Origin of the sequence: Variovorax sp. OAS795 (genome assembly GCF_040546685.1) — a bacterium.
Lineage (GTDB): Bacteria > Pseudomonadota > Gammaproteobacteria > Burkholderiales > Burkholderiaceae_C > Variovorax.
Map to the genome: position 1 here is coordinate 5015369 of NZ_JBEPOH010000001.1, position 16704 is coordinate 5032072.

At 67.1% G+C, this 16704-nt stretch carries 16 protein-coding genes; all 16 read left to right on the forward strand.

The annotated features are described in order from the left end of the window. The first annotated feature begins 42 nt into the window (after positions 1-42). Positions 43-1191, forward strand: a complete 1149-nt coding sequence (locus tag ABID97_RS24255; RefSeq protein ID WP_354401338.1) for a L,D-transpeptidase Cds6 family protein — start codon at positions 43-45, stop codon at positions 1189-1191. Continuing rightward, positions 1158-2606: a L,D-transpeptidase family protein gene (locus tag ABID97_RS24260; protein ID WP_503012794.1), complete on the forward strand. Its 1449-nt coding sequence runs from the start codon at positions 1158-1160 to the stop codon at positions 2604-2606. Before ABID97_RS24255 ends, ABID97_RS24260 begins: the two co-directional genes overlap by 34 nt. Positions 2607-3035: 429 nt before the next feature. Next, on the forward strand, positions 3036-3218 hold the full coding sequence (locus ABID97_RS24265) for a Flp family type IVb pilin (RefSeq protein ID WP_354401341.1): 183 nt from the start codon (positions 3036-3038) through the stop codon (positions 3216-3218). A gap of 1 nt (position 3219) precedes the next feature. Next, positions 3220-3735 carry an A24 family peptidase gene (locus tag ABID97_RS24270; protein WP_354401342.1) on the forward strand — a complete coding sequence of 172 codons (516 nt, stop codon included), beginning with the start codon at positions 3220-3222 and terminating at the stop codon, positions 3733-3735. Between the two features lie 66 nt (positions 3736-3801). Next, positions 3802-4806: a Flp pilus assembly protein CpaB gene (cpaB, locus tag ABID97_RS24275; protein WP_354401344.1), complete on the forward strand. Its 1005-nt coding sequence runs from the start codon at positions 3802-3804 to the stop codon at positions 4804-4806. A gap of 46 nt (positions 4807-4852) precedes the next feature. Next, a complete protein-coding gene (locus ABID97_RS24280) occupies positions 4853-6223 on the forward strand; it encodes a type II and III secretion system protein family protein (protein WP_354401346.1) in 1371 nt (456 codons plus the stop codon). 35 nt (positions 6224-6258) lie between these two features. Beyond that, a complete protein-coding gene (locus tag ABID97_RS24285; protein ID WP_354401347.1) occupies positions 6259-7542 on the forward strand; it encodes a CpaE/TadZ family protein in 1284 nt (427 codons plus the stop codon). 9 nt (positions 7543-7551) lie between these two features. Next, positions 7552-8868 (forward strand): TadA family conjugal transfer-associated ATPase, encoded by a 1317-nt coding sequence (locus tag ABID97_RS24290; RefSeq protein ID WP_354401349.1) that lies wholly within the window; start codon positions 7552-7554, stop codon positions 8866-8868. Then, positions 8861-9853, forward strand: coding sequence for a type II secretion system F family protein (locus ABID97_RS24295; protein ID WP_354401350.1), 993 nt, complete (start codon positions 8861-8863; stop codon positions 9851-9853). The genes ABID97_RS24290 and ABID97_RS24295 overlap by 8 nt, the downstream gene beginning before the upstream one ends. Then, a complete protein-coding gene (locus ABID97_RS24300; RefSeq protein WP_354401351.1) occupies positions 9850-10815 on the forward strand; it encodes a type II secretion system F family protein in 966 nt (321 codons plus the stop codon). Before ABID97_RS24295 ends, ABID97_RS24300 begins: the two co-directional genes overlap by 4 nt. Before the next feature lie 41 nt (positions 10816-10856). After that, positions 10857-11744 carry a tetratricopeptide repeat protein gene (locus ABID97_RS24305; protein WP_354401352.1) on the forward strand — a complete coding sequence of 296 codons (888 nt, stop codon included), beginning with the start codon at positions 10857-10859 and terminating at the stop codon, positions 11742-11744. Then, complete coding sequence (locus ABID97_RS24310; protein ID WP_354401353.1) at positions 11741-12115, forward strand: DUF3613 domain-containing protein; 375 nt, start codon at positions 11741-11743, stop codon at positions 12113-12115. The genes ABID97_RS24305 and ABID97_RS24310 overlap by 4 nt, the downstream gene beginning before the upstream one ends. 34 nt (positions 12116-12149) lie before the next feature. Further along, positions 12150-12635 carry a TadE/TadG family type IV pilus assembly protein gene (locus ABID97_RS24315; RefSeq protein ID WP_354401354.1) on the forward strand — a complete coding sequence of 162 codons (486 nt, stop codon included), beginning with the start codon at positions 12150-12152 and terminating at the stop codon, positions 12633-12635. Beyond that, the gene (locus ABID97_RS24320) at positions 12632-13126 is read left to right on the forward strand and encodes a TadE/TadG family type IV pilus assembly protein (protein WP_354401355.1); all 495 of its coding nucleotides are present in this window, start codon (positions 12632-12634) and stop codon (positions 13124-13126) included. Before ABID97_RS24315 ends, ABID97_RS24320 begins: the two co-directional genes overlap by 4 nt. Before the next feature lie 17 nt (positions 13127-13143). Further along, entirely contained in the window at positions 13144-15219 is a 2076-nt protein-coding gene (locus ABID97_RS24325) for a pilus assembly protein TadG-related protein (protein ID WP_354401356.1), read from the forward strand. Between the two features lie 48 nt (positions 15220-15267). Then, positions 15268-16695: a sigma 54-interacting transcriptional regulator gene (locus tag ABID97_RS24330; RefSeq protein ID WP_354401357.1), complete on the forward strand. Its 1428-nt coding sequence runs from the start codon at positions 15268-15270 to the stop codon at positions 16693-16695. The last annotated feature ends 9 nt before the right edge of the window (positions 16696-16704 follow it).

The following is a 16704-nucleotide window of genomic DNA, read 5'->3' on the forward strand; positions in this document are numbered from 1 at the left end:
CAATCCATGCCGCACCCCCTTCCACACGAGGCCTCGTCCGCAATGCCCAAGAGCTCCCTGCCGCGCGCTCGTTTCAGTCTTTCGCCCGCCATGCGCGCGCTGCTCCTTGCCGCCGCTTGCGGCATCGCACTGCCCGCGCTGGCGGCGATGGAGCACGACGAGGTCGACCGGCTCATGCAGGCGGGCAAGCTGGACGAGGCGATGTCGCGCGCCGATGCCTTCCTGAAGGACAAGCCGAAAGATCCGCAGATGCGCTTCCTGAAGGGTGTGATCCAGCTCGACACCGGCAAGCGCGCCGAGGCGATCGCGGCGTTCACGCAGCTCACCCAGGACGCGCCCGAACTGCCCGAGCCGTACAACAACCTCGCGGTGATCTACGCGAGCCAGAACCAGTTCGACAAGGCACGCAGTGCGCTCGAAAGCGCGATCCGCACCAACCCGAGCTATGCCACCGCGCAAGAGAACCTGGGCGACGTGTATGCGCGCCTGGCCAGCCAGGCCTACAGCAAGGCGCTGCAGCTCGACCAGAACAACACGGCGGTGCAACCCAAGCTGGCGGTGATCCGCACCCTGTTCACGCCTGCACCGGCGGCTGGCGCCAGGTCTGCGGCGATGGCCGTGGCCGCCGCGCCCGAGGCAACGCGCCCGGTGCCTGCCGCAAAGGCCAGCGTGCCCGCGGCAGCGCCTTCGACGCCGCCTGCACAGGCACCTGCACCCGCACCTGCACCTGTTGCAAAGGCGCCTGTGGCCGCCCCCGTGCCCGTGCCACCGGCAGCGCCGCCCGCTGTTGTCGCAAAGGCACCTGAAGCGGCGCCGGCAGCGTCTGCACCCGCCGTCGCGGCAGCGCCCGCCACGAACGCCGAGGTTGAATCGGCCGTGCGCGGATGGGCAGCCGCGTGGGCGGCGCAGGACATGGACCGCTATCTCTCTGCCTACGGCCCCGAGTTCAACCCCGGCGCCGGACAGAGCCGCAAAAGCTGGGAAGAAGAGCGGCGCGCCCGCATCGTCGGCAAGTCGAGCATCAGCGTGAACATCGAGAACCTCGCGATCCACGTCAACGGACAGACCGCCACCGCCAAGTTCCGCCAGATCTATCGCGCCGACAACCTCAACATTTCCAGCCGCAAGACGCTGGAGTTGCAGCGCGCCGGCAGCCATTGGCAGATTCGCAAGGAAAGCGTCGGCGGGTAGTGGCAGACATCGTCCGGCGCGGCCGGCTTCTGGAGAACCGGCCGCTTCGGCGAGGCGGGAACATGCTTGCCGCGCTCGCCGCGGCATCGGCGCTGCTGCTCTCGGCTACCGGTGCGGCCCATGCGTCGACCAGGCCCGCCGCCCCACCCAAGGCCAAGGCCGCCAGCAGCCGCGCGGCGCACCTTCCAACCACCGCGAGGGACGCGAAGCCCCGCGCGAAGAAGCCCGCGGCCACCCAAGTCGCGAGCGCCGCCAGGTCCGTGCCACGCAAGGCGGCCGCACCGTCCGCCGCGCTCCAGCAAGCCAACGGGGCCGAGGCCCGGCTGATCGCGGTCTACGAACTGTTCGGCCGGGGCCACGCGCGGCCCGCACTGGCCAAAGCCCGCGACCTGGTGCGCGACTACCCCAACTTCCAGCTGGCACAGCTGGTCTACGCCGACCTGCTGGCAACCCAGGTGCCGCCGGCGCACGGCTTCTCCGACGCCTCGGGCATCGCGCGCCTGCGCAGCGATCCGGCCATGGCCGACCTGCGGGAAGAGTCGCAGCGGCGGCTGCAGGCACTGCGCGACAGGCCACCGGCCGGCAGCGTGCCTTCGCAGTTTCTCGCGCTGTCCACGCGCAGCCGCTATGCCATTGCGGTGGATGCCTCGCGCTCCAGGCTCTACCTGCTCGAAAACTCCGACAAGGGGCTGCAGCTGGTGGCCGACTACTACGTGTCCGTCGGCAAGTCGGGCATCGGCAAGGTCACCGAGGGCGACGCGCGCACGCCGCTGGGCGTGTACTACATCACCAGCAACCTCGATCCGAAATCGCTGCGCGACTTCTACGGCGCCGGCGCGCTCCCCATCAACTATCCCAACCCGTACGACGTGCGGCGCGGCAAGACCGGCGGCGGCATCTGGCTGCACGGCACGCCGCCGCAGCAGTTTGCCCGTGCCCCGCTCGCGAGCGATGGCTGCGTGGTCATGGCCAACCCCGATCTCAAGCAGCTCTTGCGCAAGGTGCAGATCGGCGGCACCCCGGTGGTCACGGCGCGCAGCCTGCAATGGATCTCGCAACCGCAAGCCGAGAAGGAAGCCCAGTCGTTCACCCAGGCCGTTGCCGCCTGGAAGGACGCCAGGGCCAGCGGCAATGAAGCGCAATTGAAGAAATTCTATTTGCCGGATTTCCAGCGCAACAACACCAGAAAATCCATTGAAGGATTTGCGGTGCTGCGCGATGAATTGGAATACGCCCGGGGCAAGCGTGTCCAGTTCAAGGACATGTCCTATCTGCACTGGCGCGATGGCGACGACACCATGGTGGCCACGTTCGGCGAAGTATTCGAGGGCGAGAGGAGCGGGCGCACGCGTCGCCAGTACTGGCTGCGCCAAGGCAGCGAGTGGAAGCTCTTCCACGAAGAAATCCTGGGCTGACAGCCCGGCTTTCGGCCCTCCTGTCAGGGGGGTCACTTGCAAATTTCCGTGATTTTTTGCGCACTAGGCGCTCGTATCTAGGCTGTTACATTTCGACCTACATGCCTCCACGGCACGTAACACGCCACGTGTTTGTACCCGTAGCGCCGCTCTGACGAGCGCCGGTTCCCCGCCGTAACAAGGTCCCCCGTTCATGGGATGGGTACCTCGCGCCCCAGAGGGGAAAAATCGTTTCCGGACTGTTAGCAGCGTCCTCCGAAGATGAACTCTTGGGAGCTTTTCGAGGGATCGGCCGCGGGTGTGCATAGGCCATTTGGCTTGCCACAATACGACCTTCCTCCGAGGGGTTTCTCTGGTTGATACAGGAAGTTACGACGTATAACATCCACTTCTCGTCACCTTTGTTAACAACTTTTGAAGGGCAAAAACATGCTTCGCTCAATGACTCGTTTTCTGCGCGACGAAGAAGGCGCTACCGCAATTGAATATGGAATCATCGCGGGGTTGATATCGGTCGTCATGATTACGGCCATTACTGGCACCGGCGGTATTGGTGAAAGTCTTGCGACCATTTGGACCAGTCTGAAAACCGCCATCGCAGGCGCCGCCTAAGATGCAAATGCAGGCAATGGCATCAATCTTTTTGATGTGGTTGCTCGCAATTGCCGTCTATGACTTCCAGCAGCGCCGCGTTCCCAATTGGCTGGTGCTTGCAGGTGCCGTGGCTGCTCTGTCTGCACTCTCCTTCGGGGCCGCACCGGTCGAACAGGACTGGGCGGCGGCCCTGCTCGGCGCAGCATTGGCCTTCGGCTTCCTCCTTCTCTTCTACGCGCTGGGCCTCATGGGCGCCGGCGACGTGAAATTCGCCGGAGCGCTCGGACTGTGGATCGGCAGTTCCGCCCTGCTCCCGGTCTGGCTCCTGGCCAGCGTGCTCGCGAGCCTGCATGCGGCGCTGTGGCTGGTCCTGCAGCGCTGGCCCGTTGCCCCGCGGCTCTCGCTCGTGCTTTTCGGACCCTCGTCCCGGGCGGCTGGCAATCCGCCGCCGCAACGGGTTCGCTTCATTCCCTACGCGGCTTATCTCGCGCTGGCGGCCGCGGTGTGGATGGTTTGGGGTCGACAGAGCGGCTGATCGCTCTGCCACCACCGGCTGTTCATCGATAGCTGCCGTATTGCTCCCTCCCCCGTCCCGCCGCCCATGATCAATCTCACCAAAATCGTCGCCGCCGTCCTCGTGCTCCTGGCCCTCGCGCTCGGCGGCTACGCATGGATGCTCAGCCGGCAGCCCCCGCCGCCCGTGGCGGTCGCGCCCCCTGCTGCGGCTGCGCCGGGCAGGGCGTCCCAGGCACAGACCTACCCGGTCGTCGTGGCGGCCAAGCCGCTGCCCGCGGGCCTGCCGATCCCGCCCGACGCCCTTCGGATCGAGCGCCTCACCATCAACCCCGTGGGCGCCTTCCAGGACACGGCACCGCTTGCGGGCCGCGTGCCGGTGATCGACCTCTTCGAAGGCACGCCGCTGGCCGAAGGCCAACTCGTTTCCGGCCTGGCGCTTCGCATCAACGAAGGCGAACGTGCGGTCGCCGTCAAGGCCGACGAGACCATGGGCGTGGGCCACAAGGTCCGGCCCGGCGACTTTGTCGACGTCTTCGTCATGCTCAAGTCCGACGGCAAGGAGATCGATCGCAGCCAGGCCCGCCTGCTCCTGTCCCGCAAGCGCGTGCTTGCCTATGGCAGCGCCTCGGTCGACGGCCAGCCTTCGAAGATCGACAAGAACGGCGCCGCGCAGCAGCCCCAGCGCACCGAACCCGCCAAAACCGCGGTGCTCGCGGTCCCGGTGGACGAGATCAACCGGCTGACCCTTGCCGAGAACAGCGGCCAGTTGCTGCTGGCGCTGCGCAATCCCACCGACATGTCTGAGCCGGATCCCAAACTCTTTGCCCAGTTGCCCCCTGCCTTGCAGCCGCCAGCACCCAAGTCCGGTGAGGCGCGGCGCCTGCCGCTCGAAGGACTGGACCGTGCGCAGGCCGGCGTCACCACGGCGGATTTCGTGACCGGCGGCAAGCCTCTCGCCATTGCACCGCGCGGGGCGGCGATCGCGGCGGCGCAGGCGCAGGCGCCGGCCGCGCGCACCGGCAACGCTCCGCGCGCCGGACTCCAGGTCGAGGTCATCCGTGGCGATCGCAGCGAAACCATCAATTACTGAAAAGCCCAGTGGCATGCCCATCTACGCCACCCAGGAAACGAACACCATGACGCTCGCCCTTCGCGCGAAGACCACCGGCCCGGCACGTCGCCCGGTGCATCGCGCCATCGCGCTGCTGTGGGTGGCGGCTGCGGCGAGCGCCTGGCCCCTGCTCTCGGCGGCGGCCAGCGCAGAGGCAGCGCCTGCGCGGCCCCCGCTTGCAATGCGGATCGACGCGGGCACCCAAAAGGAACTGCTGATCGGCAAGGGCATCGAGCGCATGGCCATCGCCGACGAGACGGTGGCCGGTGTCGCACTCACGCGCCAGTCGCCGAACTCGCCGGCCGCTCGCCTGATCGTCACCGGCAAGGCCGCGGGCCGCACCACGCTCATGGTCTGGGAACGAGGCCAACAGAACGCCACGGTCTATGCACTCGAAGTCCGGCGCCGCGCCTCCACGCTCGGCGGTTCGCTGGGCAGCATGGAAGCTCACCAGGAAGCACGCGACAACGCCATGTCGGCCGGCGGGGAAAAATCGGCGCTGGTCGACCGCTCCGTCGTCAACGTGCGAAGCAGCACCGTGCAGGTCGAAGTCAAGATCGTCGAGTTCAACCGCAGCGTGCTCAAGCAGGCCGGCCTCAACATCTTCAGCACGCGCGCCAATTCCAACGGCTTCAGCTTCGGGGTCTTCTCGCCCTCATCGCTGCGCACCGCGTCGTTCGGCGACCGTGGTACGACCGGGACCGAACAGAACAACCCCCTTGCCCAGGCCTTCAGCCTCCTGTTCAATTTCGGCAAGGCCGGCATTGCCCTGAACGTCGGCTTCCTCGAAGGCAACGGCATGGCCCGCGTGCTGGCGGAACCGACGCTGGTGGCGCTGTCGGGCCAGAGCGCAAGTTTTCTCGCAGGCGGTGAACTGCCGGTGCCCGCACCCCAGGGGCTGGGCACCACGAGCATCGAATACAAGCCCTTCGGCATCGGCCTCACCGTCACGCCCACCGTGCTGTCGAATGACCGCATCGTGCTCAAGGTGGCGCCCGAAGCCAGCGACCTGGACTACACCAACTCGCTGAGCATCGGCGGCGTCGCGGTGCCCGCCATCAGCACGCGGCGGGCGGACACGACGGTGGAGCTCGGCGATGGCGAGAGTTTCATCATCGGCGGGCTCGTGAGCCGCACCACCACATCGAACGCGGACAAGGTGCCATTGCTGGGCGACATCCCGGTGCTCGGCACCTTCTTCAAGCAAACCAAATACCAGATGAGCGAGAAAGAATTGGTGATTCTCGTCACGCCGCACCTGGTGAAGCCGATTGCGCGGGGCACCGATCTGGGCCCCTACCTTCCCGGCGGTGCCGAGCAACGCGACGGCGCCGTATGGCGGTCGCATCTGCTGGGGCCGGCATCGGGCACGACGGTGCCGGGCTTCTCGCGTTGACGCCTACCGATCACGAAACGCAGGTGACCGAAGCCATGAACGCTCCCCGCGACAACCTCCCTGAAACCGGTGCGGAGACCTATCTCTTCGCATCGCCGGACAGCCGCCACATCACCTGGCTGACCGATGCGCTCAGCCCGTCGGGCACGCTGGTGATCCTCCCCGGCGAGCCCGAATCGATCGACGAGCGCATCGCCATGCTCGATCCCGCGGCGGTGTTTCTCGATTTTTCCGGCGGCCATGCCGCGGCGGCAGGCGAACTCCACCAGCGCCTCAAGCGCGAATGGCCGACCCTGCCGGTGCTGGCGACGGGCGTGTCGGCCGAGCCCGCTTCCATGCTCGCCGCCTTGCGCGCGGGCGTGGACGATTTCATCGACATGAGCGCGCCGGCGGCCGATGCGGTCAACACGCTGCGCAAGCTGCTCGAACGCCACAGCGGCATGCAGAACCGCGCCCGCGGATGCACGCTCTCCCTGCTCGGCGCGCGCGCCGGCATCGGCGTGACCACCCTTGCCGCCAGCCTGTCGCTGATGCTCCACGACCAGCTGTCGCAGACGGCCGCGCCGCCGCACGGCCGCAACGCGCGCCGCGGCGTCGCGCTGCTCGATCTCGGGCTGCCGGCGCGCGACGGGCTTCTGTACCTCGACACCCAAAGCGCCTTCAGCTTTGTCGATGGCGTGCGCAACCTGCGCCGTCTCGACCAGACACTGCTGCACACCGCACTGGCCCACCACGCGAGCGGCGTCGCCGTGCTGCCGCTGCCCGCCAGCCTCGCGCAGGTCCGCGAGATCTCCCATGCGGATTCGGTCGCGCTGATCAAGCGGCTCGGCGACTTCTTCGATTTCCAGATCGCGGACCTCGGCGGCTTCTCCACGATGGACTTCGTCGCCCAGACCGTGAAGGCGGCGCAGCGCAACTGGGTGGTGTGCGACCAGAGCATCGGCGCCATCGTCTCGACGGCGAACATGCTGAAGGAACTGCGCACGCGGGGCATCGAGACCGACCGCCTGTCGCTCGTGGTCAACAAGTTCGACAGCCATGTCGGCCTGCCGGCCAAGGACATCGCCGACCGCCTCGAACTGCCCCTGCACCATGTCGTGCCCGCGCGGGGAACCCAGCTGCTGGCGGCTGCGAGCCGCGGCGAGATGCTGGTACGCACCGCCCGCACCGATGCCTACACGCAGGCCGTCGCCGCACTCGCGCGCGGCCTGCACCAGGAGTACGCATGCGGCGCGGCGCAGGCGCCCGCCAAGGAATCCCGCTGGTCGGCGCGCATGTCGCAAATCGCCGGCCTCTGGAAAAGCTCTAGCGAAAGTTGAACCGCCTTTATGTCCAACGATCTCGAATTCGCCGACGACGACCAGGCGTTCATCAATTCCCAGCAGTTCCAGGACATCAAGAGCTGGACGCACGACCATCTGCTGAGCCGCATCGAGGAACTCGGTGCGGAGTTCGGCCGCTGGTCGCGCGCGTCCATCCAGCAGTTCGTCGAACTGGAAGTCGACAGCTTCGTGCGCCTGCGCCGCGTTCCGATCAACGACCGCGAGATGCAGCTCATCGCCGACGCGCTGACCAAGGAGCTCGCCGGCTTCGGACCGCTGGAAGACCTGCTCAACGATCCGGCGGTCGAGGACATCCTGATCAACGGCTACCAGAACGTCTACGTGTCCCGCCACGGAATGCTGGAACGCGAGACGGTGCGCTTTGCCGATGCCGAACACGTGATGCGCATCGTGCGGCGCATCCTCGCACCGCTCGGCCGCCGGCTCGACGAATCCAATCCGATGGTCGATGCGCGCCTGCCGGACGGCGGCCGCATCAACGTGATCATCGAGCCGCTGGCAATCGATGGGCTCTCGGTCTCGATCCGCAAGTTCCGCAAGGAACCGCTCACGCCGGCCGACCTGGTGAAGCTCGGCACCTTCGATGCGGGCATGGCGCAACTGCTGGAGATTGCAGTGCGCGCGCGCTGCAACATCCTCGTGAGCGGCGGAACCAGCTCGGGCAAGACATCGCTCCTGAATGCGCTCGCCACCTTCATTCCCGCACGCGAGCGTGTCATCACCATCGAGGACACGGCGGAACTGTCGCTCGGCACCAGCCACGTCGTGCGGCTGGAAAGCCGGCCCGGCGGATTCGACGGCACGGGCGTGGTGTCGATCCGCGACCTGCTGCGCAACAGCCTGCGCATGCGGCCGGACCGCATCATCGTGGGGGAGGTGCGCGGCGCCGAAGTCATCGAGATGATGCAGGCCATGAACACCGGCCACGAAGGTTCGATGGGCACCATCCACGCCAGCTCGCCGCGCGAATGCCTCTACCGGCTCGAGATGCTCGCGGGCTTCGCGGGCTACCAGGGCAGCGAGGTGAGCCTGCGCCGGCAGATCGCCAATGCCATCGACTTCATCGTGCAGATCGGGCGCCTCTCGGGTGGCCAGCGCCGCATCCTCTCGCTGAGCGAAGTCACCGGCGTCAACGACAACGTGGTCGCGATGCAGGAGCTCTACCGCTACGAACCCGTGGTGTCGCCGGATGGCGAGGAACGCGACCGCTGGGTCTCGCTCGGCATCGCACCGCATTCGCCGAAGATCACGCGCTTTCGCCAGTCGCTCACGCGCGCGCAGCAAGGAGACAACCGTGCGTGATGCCCTGCTGACGGTGGCCTGCATCGCGCTGCTGCTCGCAGCCGCGGGGCTGCTGCTGTGGCAATGGGCCAGGAGCCGCCAGGCCAGGCAGGCGACCGGCCGGCACCTGGACCAGCAGATTCTTGCCAGCACCGCCGCTGCGGCGCCGCTGCCGATTCCCCTCAGGGACCTCGGTGGCGACCCCCTCATGACGGGCGTGACGACGGACCCGTGGCTCGACACCGGATCGAGCGCCGCGCCGGCCGCACCCGCCAGCCTCTTCGAGAAGGCCTTGCCTGGCTGGCTGGTGGGCGTGGTCGATGCACGCATGGTGGCGCTGGGCCTCGGCGGCATCGTCGTGCTGGCCGCGCTCGCGGGTCTCTTCGGGGGCTGGATCGCGGGGATGGGTGCGTTCGGCCTGCTGGTGCTGCTCGCGGTGTTCGCGATCTGGCTGCGCCTGCAGAAGTTTCGCCGCAAGATGATCAGCCAGCTGCCCGCCTACATCGATGCGATGGTGCGGCTGATCACCATCGGCAACTCCACGCAGGCGGCCTTCCAGCTGGCGATTGCCACCACCGAGGCACCACTGCGAGCGCAGCTGGAACGCTCGGCGTCGCTGGTGCGCGCGGGCATGGACCTGGACCGTGCGCTGCACCAGACGGCCAGCAATGTCCGCATCGAGGAGATGTTCCTGCTGGCCTCCATCCTGGGCCTGGGGGTGCGCTACGGCGGACGCTCCGATCTGCTGCTGGAGCGCGTCGGCAATTTCATGCGCGACCGCGAGCAGGCGGAGCATGAACTGCTCGCCATGTCTTCGGAAACCCGGCTGTCTGCCTGGATCCTCGGCTTGCTGCCCGTGAGCGTGGGCGTCTTCTTCATCCTGACCAATCCGGGCTATTTCCTCGGCATGTGGAACGACGGCACGGGCCGCATCATGGTGCTCTCCGCCGGAGGCTTCCAGCTGTTCGGTGCGGCCCTCCTCTACCGATTGGCGAAGCTGACATGAGCGTGACCCCCGATCACCTGGCGGTTGCCAGCATCGCGTTGTTGGCCCTGGGCCTGATGGCCGGCGCCGGTGCGCTGATCGCTGCCGAGCTGCGGCGCACGCGCAGCGGCAACGTCATCGGCCGTGCGATCCAGCAGGGAGCGGCGGCGCCGCAGGTATCCACAGGCAACACCGCCTCGATCGAAGAGCTGGGGGCCCCGGCGAAGCCCGAGATCGAATTGCCGTTCCACTGGCTCGACTCGCGCATCGGCCGGGCCTTCGTGGCCGACGAAGACCGCAATCTCATCGACCAGTGCGGACTGTCCTCGAAAAGGGCCCAGCTCGTCTTTCTGGTGACCCGTATCTCCCTTGCGTTCCTGCTTCCGTTCCTGGCCTACGTGCTGTGGAGCGCGGGCCATCGGCAACGCACCGTCACCATCGTGCTGGCCGCAGCATGGGTCATCGGCTTCATGGCGCCGAAATGGGTGCTCGGCCGCTTTGCCGCCGCGCGCCGCGAACGGGCGAACCAGGAGCTTCCGCTGTTCATCGACTTGCTGCGGCTCCTGCAAGGCGTCGGCCTGAGCCTGGACCAGGCCCTGCAGATCATGGCCAGCGACTTCTCGCATGTGCTGCGGGTGCTCGGCTACGAGTTGGTGCTGGCCAACAACCTGTACAGCCGCGGCCGCAGCCGAGAGCATTCGCTGCAGCGCCTCGCCACCCTGCACAAGAACGAAAATCTCCGCGGCCTCGTGTCCCTGCTGGTGCAGGTCGACAAGCACGGGGGCGCCGTGCAGGAGCCGCTGCGCGTCTTCAGCGACCGCCTGCGCGAGCATCGGCGTTCCGAAATGAAGGAACGCATCGGAAAGATCACCGTGAAGATGACCGCCGTCATGGTGACCACGCTGCTTCCGGCGCTGGTCATCGTCACGGCCGGTCCGGCCTTTCTTGCGATCTTCCGCTCACTGGGAGCTGCCGCCAAATGAAACCATCCGCTCCTCGCGCAGCGTTGCGCCCAGCCCTTCGCATGCAGGCGTTTGCTGCGGCAGCCGCCGCAGTCCTTCTTGCTGCGGGATGCGCGGGCCCCAAGGACCAATACGCCGCCAGCGCCGACGCGCAGCAGCGCATGGCCGCCGAAGCCGCCGCGGACACGAAGGCGGGAGCCAACGTGGACACGCAGCCGACCTACCTGAGGCTGGTCGAGCAGATGCAGAAGGAAGACCTCTGGTTTGCATCGCTCGCCCACATCGACGCGCTCGAGCAACGCTGGGGCGTCTCGCCAGAATCCACGCGCGTGCGTGCCGAAGCGCTGCGCCAGACCGGACAGGCTGCGCCCGCCGAGGCGGCCTACAAACGCCTCATGGGCACGCCATTGGAGAGCGCAGGCTACCGCGGCCTCGGCCTCCTGGCAGGCACGCGCGGCAACTACGCCGAAGCAGTGCAACTGCTCGCCCAGGCACAGCGCCGTACACCGACGGACGCGCTGCTCCTGAGCGATCTCGGCTATGCGCAATTGCGCGCCGGCCAGATCGAGGAAGCCCGGCTTCCGCTGATGCAGGCGCTCCAGTTGCGCCCTGACAGCACGCAGGCGCAAGCCAACCTCGCGCTCTACCTGGAAGTGACGAATCAGCGGGACCAGGCGACCGCGCTGATGAATGCGAACCGCATGTCCGAGGCCACACGCCAGGCAGTGCGTGAAGCGGCGCAGCAGATGCGCGCGTCGGGCGGTTCCACGGCCCCCTACGGCACGGCTGCGGCAGCACCCCGCAATGAATCCATCGCTGCGCCCCTGGCGCTCAAGCCGTCCCGCTGGACCGGCGCGGGCGGCATGAGGACCGCGATCCAGATGAATCCATCCGCATCGAGCGCCGATGCCCCGCTCTCACCGAATTCGACCTCACGAGGCACGCCATGAACCATCGACCTGCCGAACGAAACGCAACGCTGCCTTTGCGCGTTGCCTTGGCCGCCGCGCTTTTCCTCATGGCATCCGTGGCCGTCGCGCAAACGGATGCGAAGGCCGCAACGGCCGAACCGCCGACGCAAGAGGCCGAGGTCGCAGAGCCCGAAGCGTTCGACCCACCGACGCTGCGGGTGGGCGATGCCACGCAAAGCCTGTTCGCCTGGCAGCGCAGCGGAGAGATCGCGTCTCCCACGCCCCGGCCCATCGCTGGAAGCGTGGCCAGCCGGAGCTACGAGCGCTACATCAAGAGTTTCGATCACCCGATTCCCGAGCGCCTGGGCTCGACGGTGACGAAGTCCAACAGCGCAGCCGGCGCGCGCTGAGCCACCAAGAATTCCGCCGCGCAAGAGAATGCCCATGCAAGCAAGCTGCCTCGCAAGACACCGGCGCGCACAGCGCGGCGTGTATGCGATCGAGTTTGCGTTCGTGTTCCTGATCAGCTTTGGGCTGATCTACGCCATGATCTGCTATGGCTTCCTGTTGACGATGCGCTTGAGCCTGCAGAACGCCGCGGAAGACGGGGCTCGCGCCGGGCTGCGCTACCAGACCAGTCTGAACGCGAGGAAAAGCGAAGCATCGAGCGTTGCGGTATTGCGCAGCGACTGGTTGCCCGGCGCCCTGAAAGCGAAGCTGGCTGTCGATGCGAAGATCTGCCTGGCCGCGCAGGACGACTGCGCGCAGGCTGCCCCCGCTTGCGGGCCCGAATGGAGCAACCGCTGCCAGGTGGTCGTGACCGTGGCCGTCACCGGCATCGGGGCGCTGTTTCCCGCATTCCCCAGCTTCGCGCTGCCGGACCGGGTGACGGGCAAGGCCGGCATGCTGCTCGACGGAAGGTCGCTGTGAGGCGCGCCCGCCCGCGCTTCGAATCCGCGAGGCCGCGCCGGCAGCGCGGCGTCGCCGCCATCGAGTTCGCGCTCATCTTCGGCGTCCTGTTCCTGGGCATCTACGGCCTCATCACGTTCTGCGGCGTTCTCTACGTGCAGCAGGCCATCTCCCGCGCAGCGGAAGACGGCGCGCGGGCGGCCCAGACTTTTCGCAGCGACACGCCGGTGGCGGACGTGCAGGCGAATGCGCGCACGGCCATCTACCGGTCGCTCGCACTCTCGCTGATCACCCCTGTTTCCGAAGGCAGTGCTCTGTCGGCCAAGGAGACCTGGATTCGCTCGAAGATGGCGGGCCTTCCGCCCGAAGTGAATCTTTCATCCACGGAGATCGCGGTGAAAGTGAGCTACCCGTACCGCGCCAATCCGCTCCTGCCTCCGCTTCCTCTCACCGCAAGCTGGATGCCCGACCGCCTGCTCGGCAAGGCCACGGCGACCCGGTCGTCTTTCTAGCGCGAACGATGCATTCCTTGAATCGAAGAACTCCAGGACGGCGGCAAGTCGGGTCGGTGGTCATCAACGCGATCATCGCGCTGAGCCTGCTGGTCATCGTTCTCGTCGGCACCGAGCTGGGCTACCTCTTCTTCCTCAAGCGCGAACTCCAGAAGACCGCCGACCTTGCCGCGCTCGCGGGCGCACAGGCACTGGACGGGGAAAGCTGCACGGGCGCCACGACGGCAGCGACGGCGAACGCCGCAAAGAACCTCCCTCCCACGCTGGCCGCCGTCGCTGCGGACAGTGTCGCGTGCGGCCACTGGGATCCCGTGTCCAGGCCCACCGCACCGCACTTCGGCGCGCCGGAAAGTGGCCAGAAGCTCAATGCAGTGCGCGTCAGCATCAACCGGACCCCCGCGCTGCTGCTTGCAGGCCTTCCGGGCAACGAGCCAAGGCCCATCGCGGTCGTCGCGCTCGCAGCGCGCAAGCACCCGCTGGCCGCCTTGAGCATCCGCAGCACGCTCGTGAGCGTGGACAGCACGCGATCGCCATCGCTCAATGCGGTGTTCGGCGGGCTCCTGGGGGGCAGCCTCACCCTCGACGCGGTCGGCTGGAACGGCCTGGTCTCGACCGACCTCAAGTTGCTGACCTTCATGGACGAACTGGCGCTCGAACTCGGGATCGGCGCCGGAAAGTACGACGAGGTCCTGGCCGCCGACGCCTCTGTGGGCACCTTGGTGCAGGCCATGATCAATGCGCTTCAACGCGATGGAGGCACGGCCCAGACGGCCATCGACGCGCTCGGGCTGATCAAGATCGCAGCCAATGCAGCCGCGGCCCAGCCGCTGCTGAAGCTCGGGACGCTGCTGGGCATGCAGTCCGGCACGGATGCCGCCGGACTGGACACCAGCATCCAGGTTTTCCAGCTGCTGCAAGGCGTGGTGCAAGCGGCCAATGGCAAGAACGGCGTGGCGGTCGATGTCGCCCTGGCCGGGGTCACCGCGAGCATCAAGGTGATCGAGCCGCCGCAGTTTTCCGCCGTCGGGAATCCTGAATTGGCCAAGCTCGATCCGCTGGGCCCGAACAAGATCTATGTCCGGACGGCCCAGGTTCGGGCGCTTGTTTCCGCCAATCTCGGCGCAGCCGGCCAGGTGCTGACCACGTTGATCAGCGGCCTGTCCAATGCGCTGCTTTCGCTGAGCTCCGCGCTGGTCTCGATCCTGAGTTCGGTCATCGACCTGACACCGCCAGGCAGTTGCCCGGTCATCGCGCTGAACTGCCACACCCCCGCCAAGGCCGAGATCTCGGACGTGAAAGCACTTCCCTTGCCCTTGCAGATCGACATCAGCATCGACATTGCGCCTGCCTCGGCGTATGTCACGGACTATGACTGCACCAACAGCTCGGACAGCAAGCTGTGGGCCAACTCCAAGTCCAATATCGCCACGCTGCGCATCGGAAAAATGGGCACTTCGCCGGCCGACGCAAAGGCCAAGGCTTTCTCGTCCACAGCGCTGGCTCCGGCCGTGGAGCCCATTGCGCTGGTCGACATCGGTACGGTGCAAACCAGAAAGACCTGCACCGTGGTGCTTTTCGGGGTTTGCACCCTGAGCACGCAAGAGTATCTGCAACCGAACGGAACATGGACAAACCAGAAGGCGACCGCGCAGCGCACGGCTTTCGGCGGCGGCGGCGTCGGCCTCTCGGTCAACTCCAGCCCGCAAGACGGCGGCACGGACTCGTTGCTCTTCCACTCCAGCGCACCCGGGCTGCTGAAGGAAATCGACGATATCGGCGCGCCGGCACAGACCTACCTCGAGACGTCCGCCACGAACGACGTGGCCGGCCTCGTGACCGGCCTCGTCAACGGCCTGCAGCTCAACTTGTATGCGCCCGGCGCCTCGGCAGGATTGCTCGGTGCCATCGTGGCAACCACCGATGCGGCGGCCACCACCGTCTTCAACCTGCTCAAGCCGCTGGTCACTTCTCTCGTCTCGTCTGTCGTCAATTCGCTGGTGGAGCTGCTCTTGAAAAACCTCGGTATCGAACTTGCCAACGCCGAAGTCGGCGCCCGCATGACGTGCAAAGCGGGCGCGGAATTGGTGTACTGACGTGAGCCACCGCAAAAACGCACCGACCTCCCTCGAGCCATTGTTCCCATGAGCGCCCCCAACTTCGACGAACTCGACCTCTTTGTCTGGGAAGGCAAGGCCGACATCCTCGACCGCATTGCGCGGTGCATGGCGAGTTTCGACGTGGAGGTGGTGCGCGCCGACGGCATGCCGCCTCCGCCGCAGGACCGCGGCACGGCCCTTCGGCCTTCGGTCGCGATCATCAGCGTCACGGTCATCGACAGCGGCGGCCTGGCGCATGCCACCGAGTTGCTGCAGGGCATGCCGGTGATCTGGGTGGCCGCGGCTTCGCGGGACCGCGACTCGCGCACGTACCCGCCCGAGTACCTGCACGTGCTGCCCTATGACTTCACCTGCGCGGAGCTGCGCACGATGGTGGCCAAGCTGGTGCGGCAGCTGCGCGCGCGCGACGTGGCACCGCAGGCACCCGATGTGCTGGTGGCGCACTCGGAAGCCATGCAGTCGCTGCTGGCCGAAGTGACGGCCTTTGCCGACTGCAACCACAGCGTGCTGGTGCGCGGCGAAACCGGCGTGGGCAAGGAGCGCATCGCGCAGCAGCTGCACCTCGGCCACCAGCACTACAGCAAGGGCGCCTTCGTGGCGGTGAACTGCGGCGCGATTCCCGACGGGCTGTTCGAGTCGCTCTTCTTCGGCCACACCAAGGGCTCGTTCACCGGCGCCGTGCATGCGCACCGCGGCTACTTCGAGCAGGCAACGGGCGGCACGCTGTTTCTCGACGAGATCGGCGACCTGCCGAAGTACCAGCAGGTCAAGCTGCTGCGCGTGCTCGAAGACAACGCGGTCACGCGGCTGGGCGCCACGGCACCGGTTCGTGTCGACTTCCGGCTGGTGGCGGCCACCAACCGCAACCTGCGCGAGATGGTGGCCAGCGGCGAGTTCCGCGCCGACCTGTTCTACCGGCTCGCGGTGATCGAGCTGCATGTGCCCAGCCTGGAGGAGCGCGGTGAGATCGACAAGATCGCGATCTTCAAGGCGCTGCTGTCCAACGTGCTGGGCGACGAGCTCGAGGCCCTGGGCGAAACGCCGCACTGGCTCAGCGACGCGGTGGCGGAAACCTACTTTCCGGGCAACGTGCGGCAGCTGCGCAACCTGGCCGAGCGCGTGGGCGTGATTGCGCGGCAGCTGCACGCGTGGGACCAGAACCTGATCCAGCGCGCCATCGCACTCACGCGCGGCACGCCGACGCCCGTGGCCGGATCGGCCGAGAGAAATGGCCACAACGGCGGCGCCGGCGGCCTCGCGCTCGACGGCAACGGCGATCGCAAGGGTTGGAACAGCAGCGAGCGCAACCGCATCATCGCGGCGCTGGAGATCAACGACTGGAAGCGCCAGGACACCGCGCAACACCTGGGCATCAGCCGCAAGGTGCTGTGGGAGAAGATGCGCAAGTACCAGATCCTGGACGGCGAGCCCGGCATTCCCGAGGACGCCTGAGGCGCCCCC

What these genes read in the sequence shown, in the direction of transcription:
- ABID97_RS24255 (WP_354401338.1), top strand. Translation starts at nt 43, where the DNA reads ATGCCCAAGAGCTCCCTGCCGCGCGCTCGTTTCAGTCTTTCGCCCGCC.
- ABID97_RS24265 (WP_354401341.1), top strand. Translation starts at nt 3,036, where the DNA reads ATGCTTCGCTCAATGACTCGTTTTCTGCGCGACGAAGAAGGCGCTACC.
- ABID97_RS24270 (WP_354401342.1), top strand. Translation starts at nt 3,220, where the DNA reads ATGCAAATGCAGGCAATGGCATCAATCTTTTTGATGTGGTTGCTCGCA.
- cpaB (WP_354401344.1), top strand. Translation starts at nt 3,802, where the DNA reads ATGATCAATCTCACCAAAATCGTCGCCGCCGTCCTCGTGCTCCTGGCC.
- ABID97_RS24280 (WP_354401346.1), top strand. Translation starts at nt 4,853, where the DNA reads ATGACGCTCGCCCTTCGCGCGAAGACCACCGGCCCGGCACGTCGCCCG.
- ABID97_RS24285 (WP_354401347.1), top strand. Translation starts at nt 6,259, where the DNA reads ATGAACGCTCCCCGCGACAACCTCCCTGAAACCGGTGCGGAGACCTAT.
- ABID97_RS24290 (WP_354401349.1), top strand. Translation starts at nt 7,552, where the DNA reads ATGTCCAACGATCTCGAATTCGCCGACGACGACCAGGCGTTCATCAAT.
- ABID97_RS24300 (WP_354401351.1), top strand. Translation starts at nt 9,850, where the DNA reads ATGAGCGTGACCCCCGATCACCTGGCGGTTGCCAGCATCGCGTTGTTG.
- ABID97_RS24305 (WP_354401352.1), top strand. Translation starts at nt 10,857, where the DNA reads ATGCAGGCGTTTGCTGCGGCAGCCGCCGCAGTCCTTCTTGCTGCGGGA.
- ABID97_RS24310 (WP_354401353.1), top strand. Translation starts at nt 11,741, where the DNA reads ATGAACCATCGACCTGCCGAACGAAACGCAACGCTGCCTTTGCGCGTT.
- ABID97_RS24315 (WP_354401354.1), top strand. Translation starts at nt 12,150, where the DNA reads ATGCAAGCAAGCTGCCTCGCAAGACACCGGCGCGCACAGCGCGGCGTG.
- ABID97_RS24330 (WP_354401357.1), top strand. Translation starts at nt 15,268, where the DNA reads ATGAGCGCCCCCAACTTCGACGAACTCGACCTCTTTGTCTGGGAAGGC.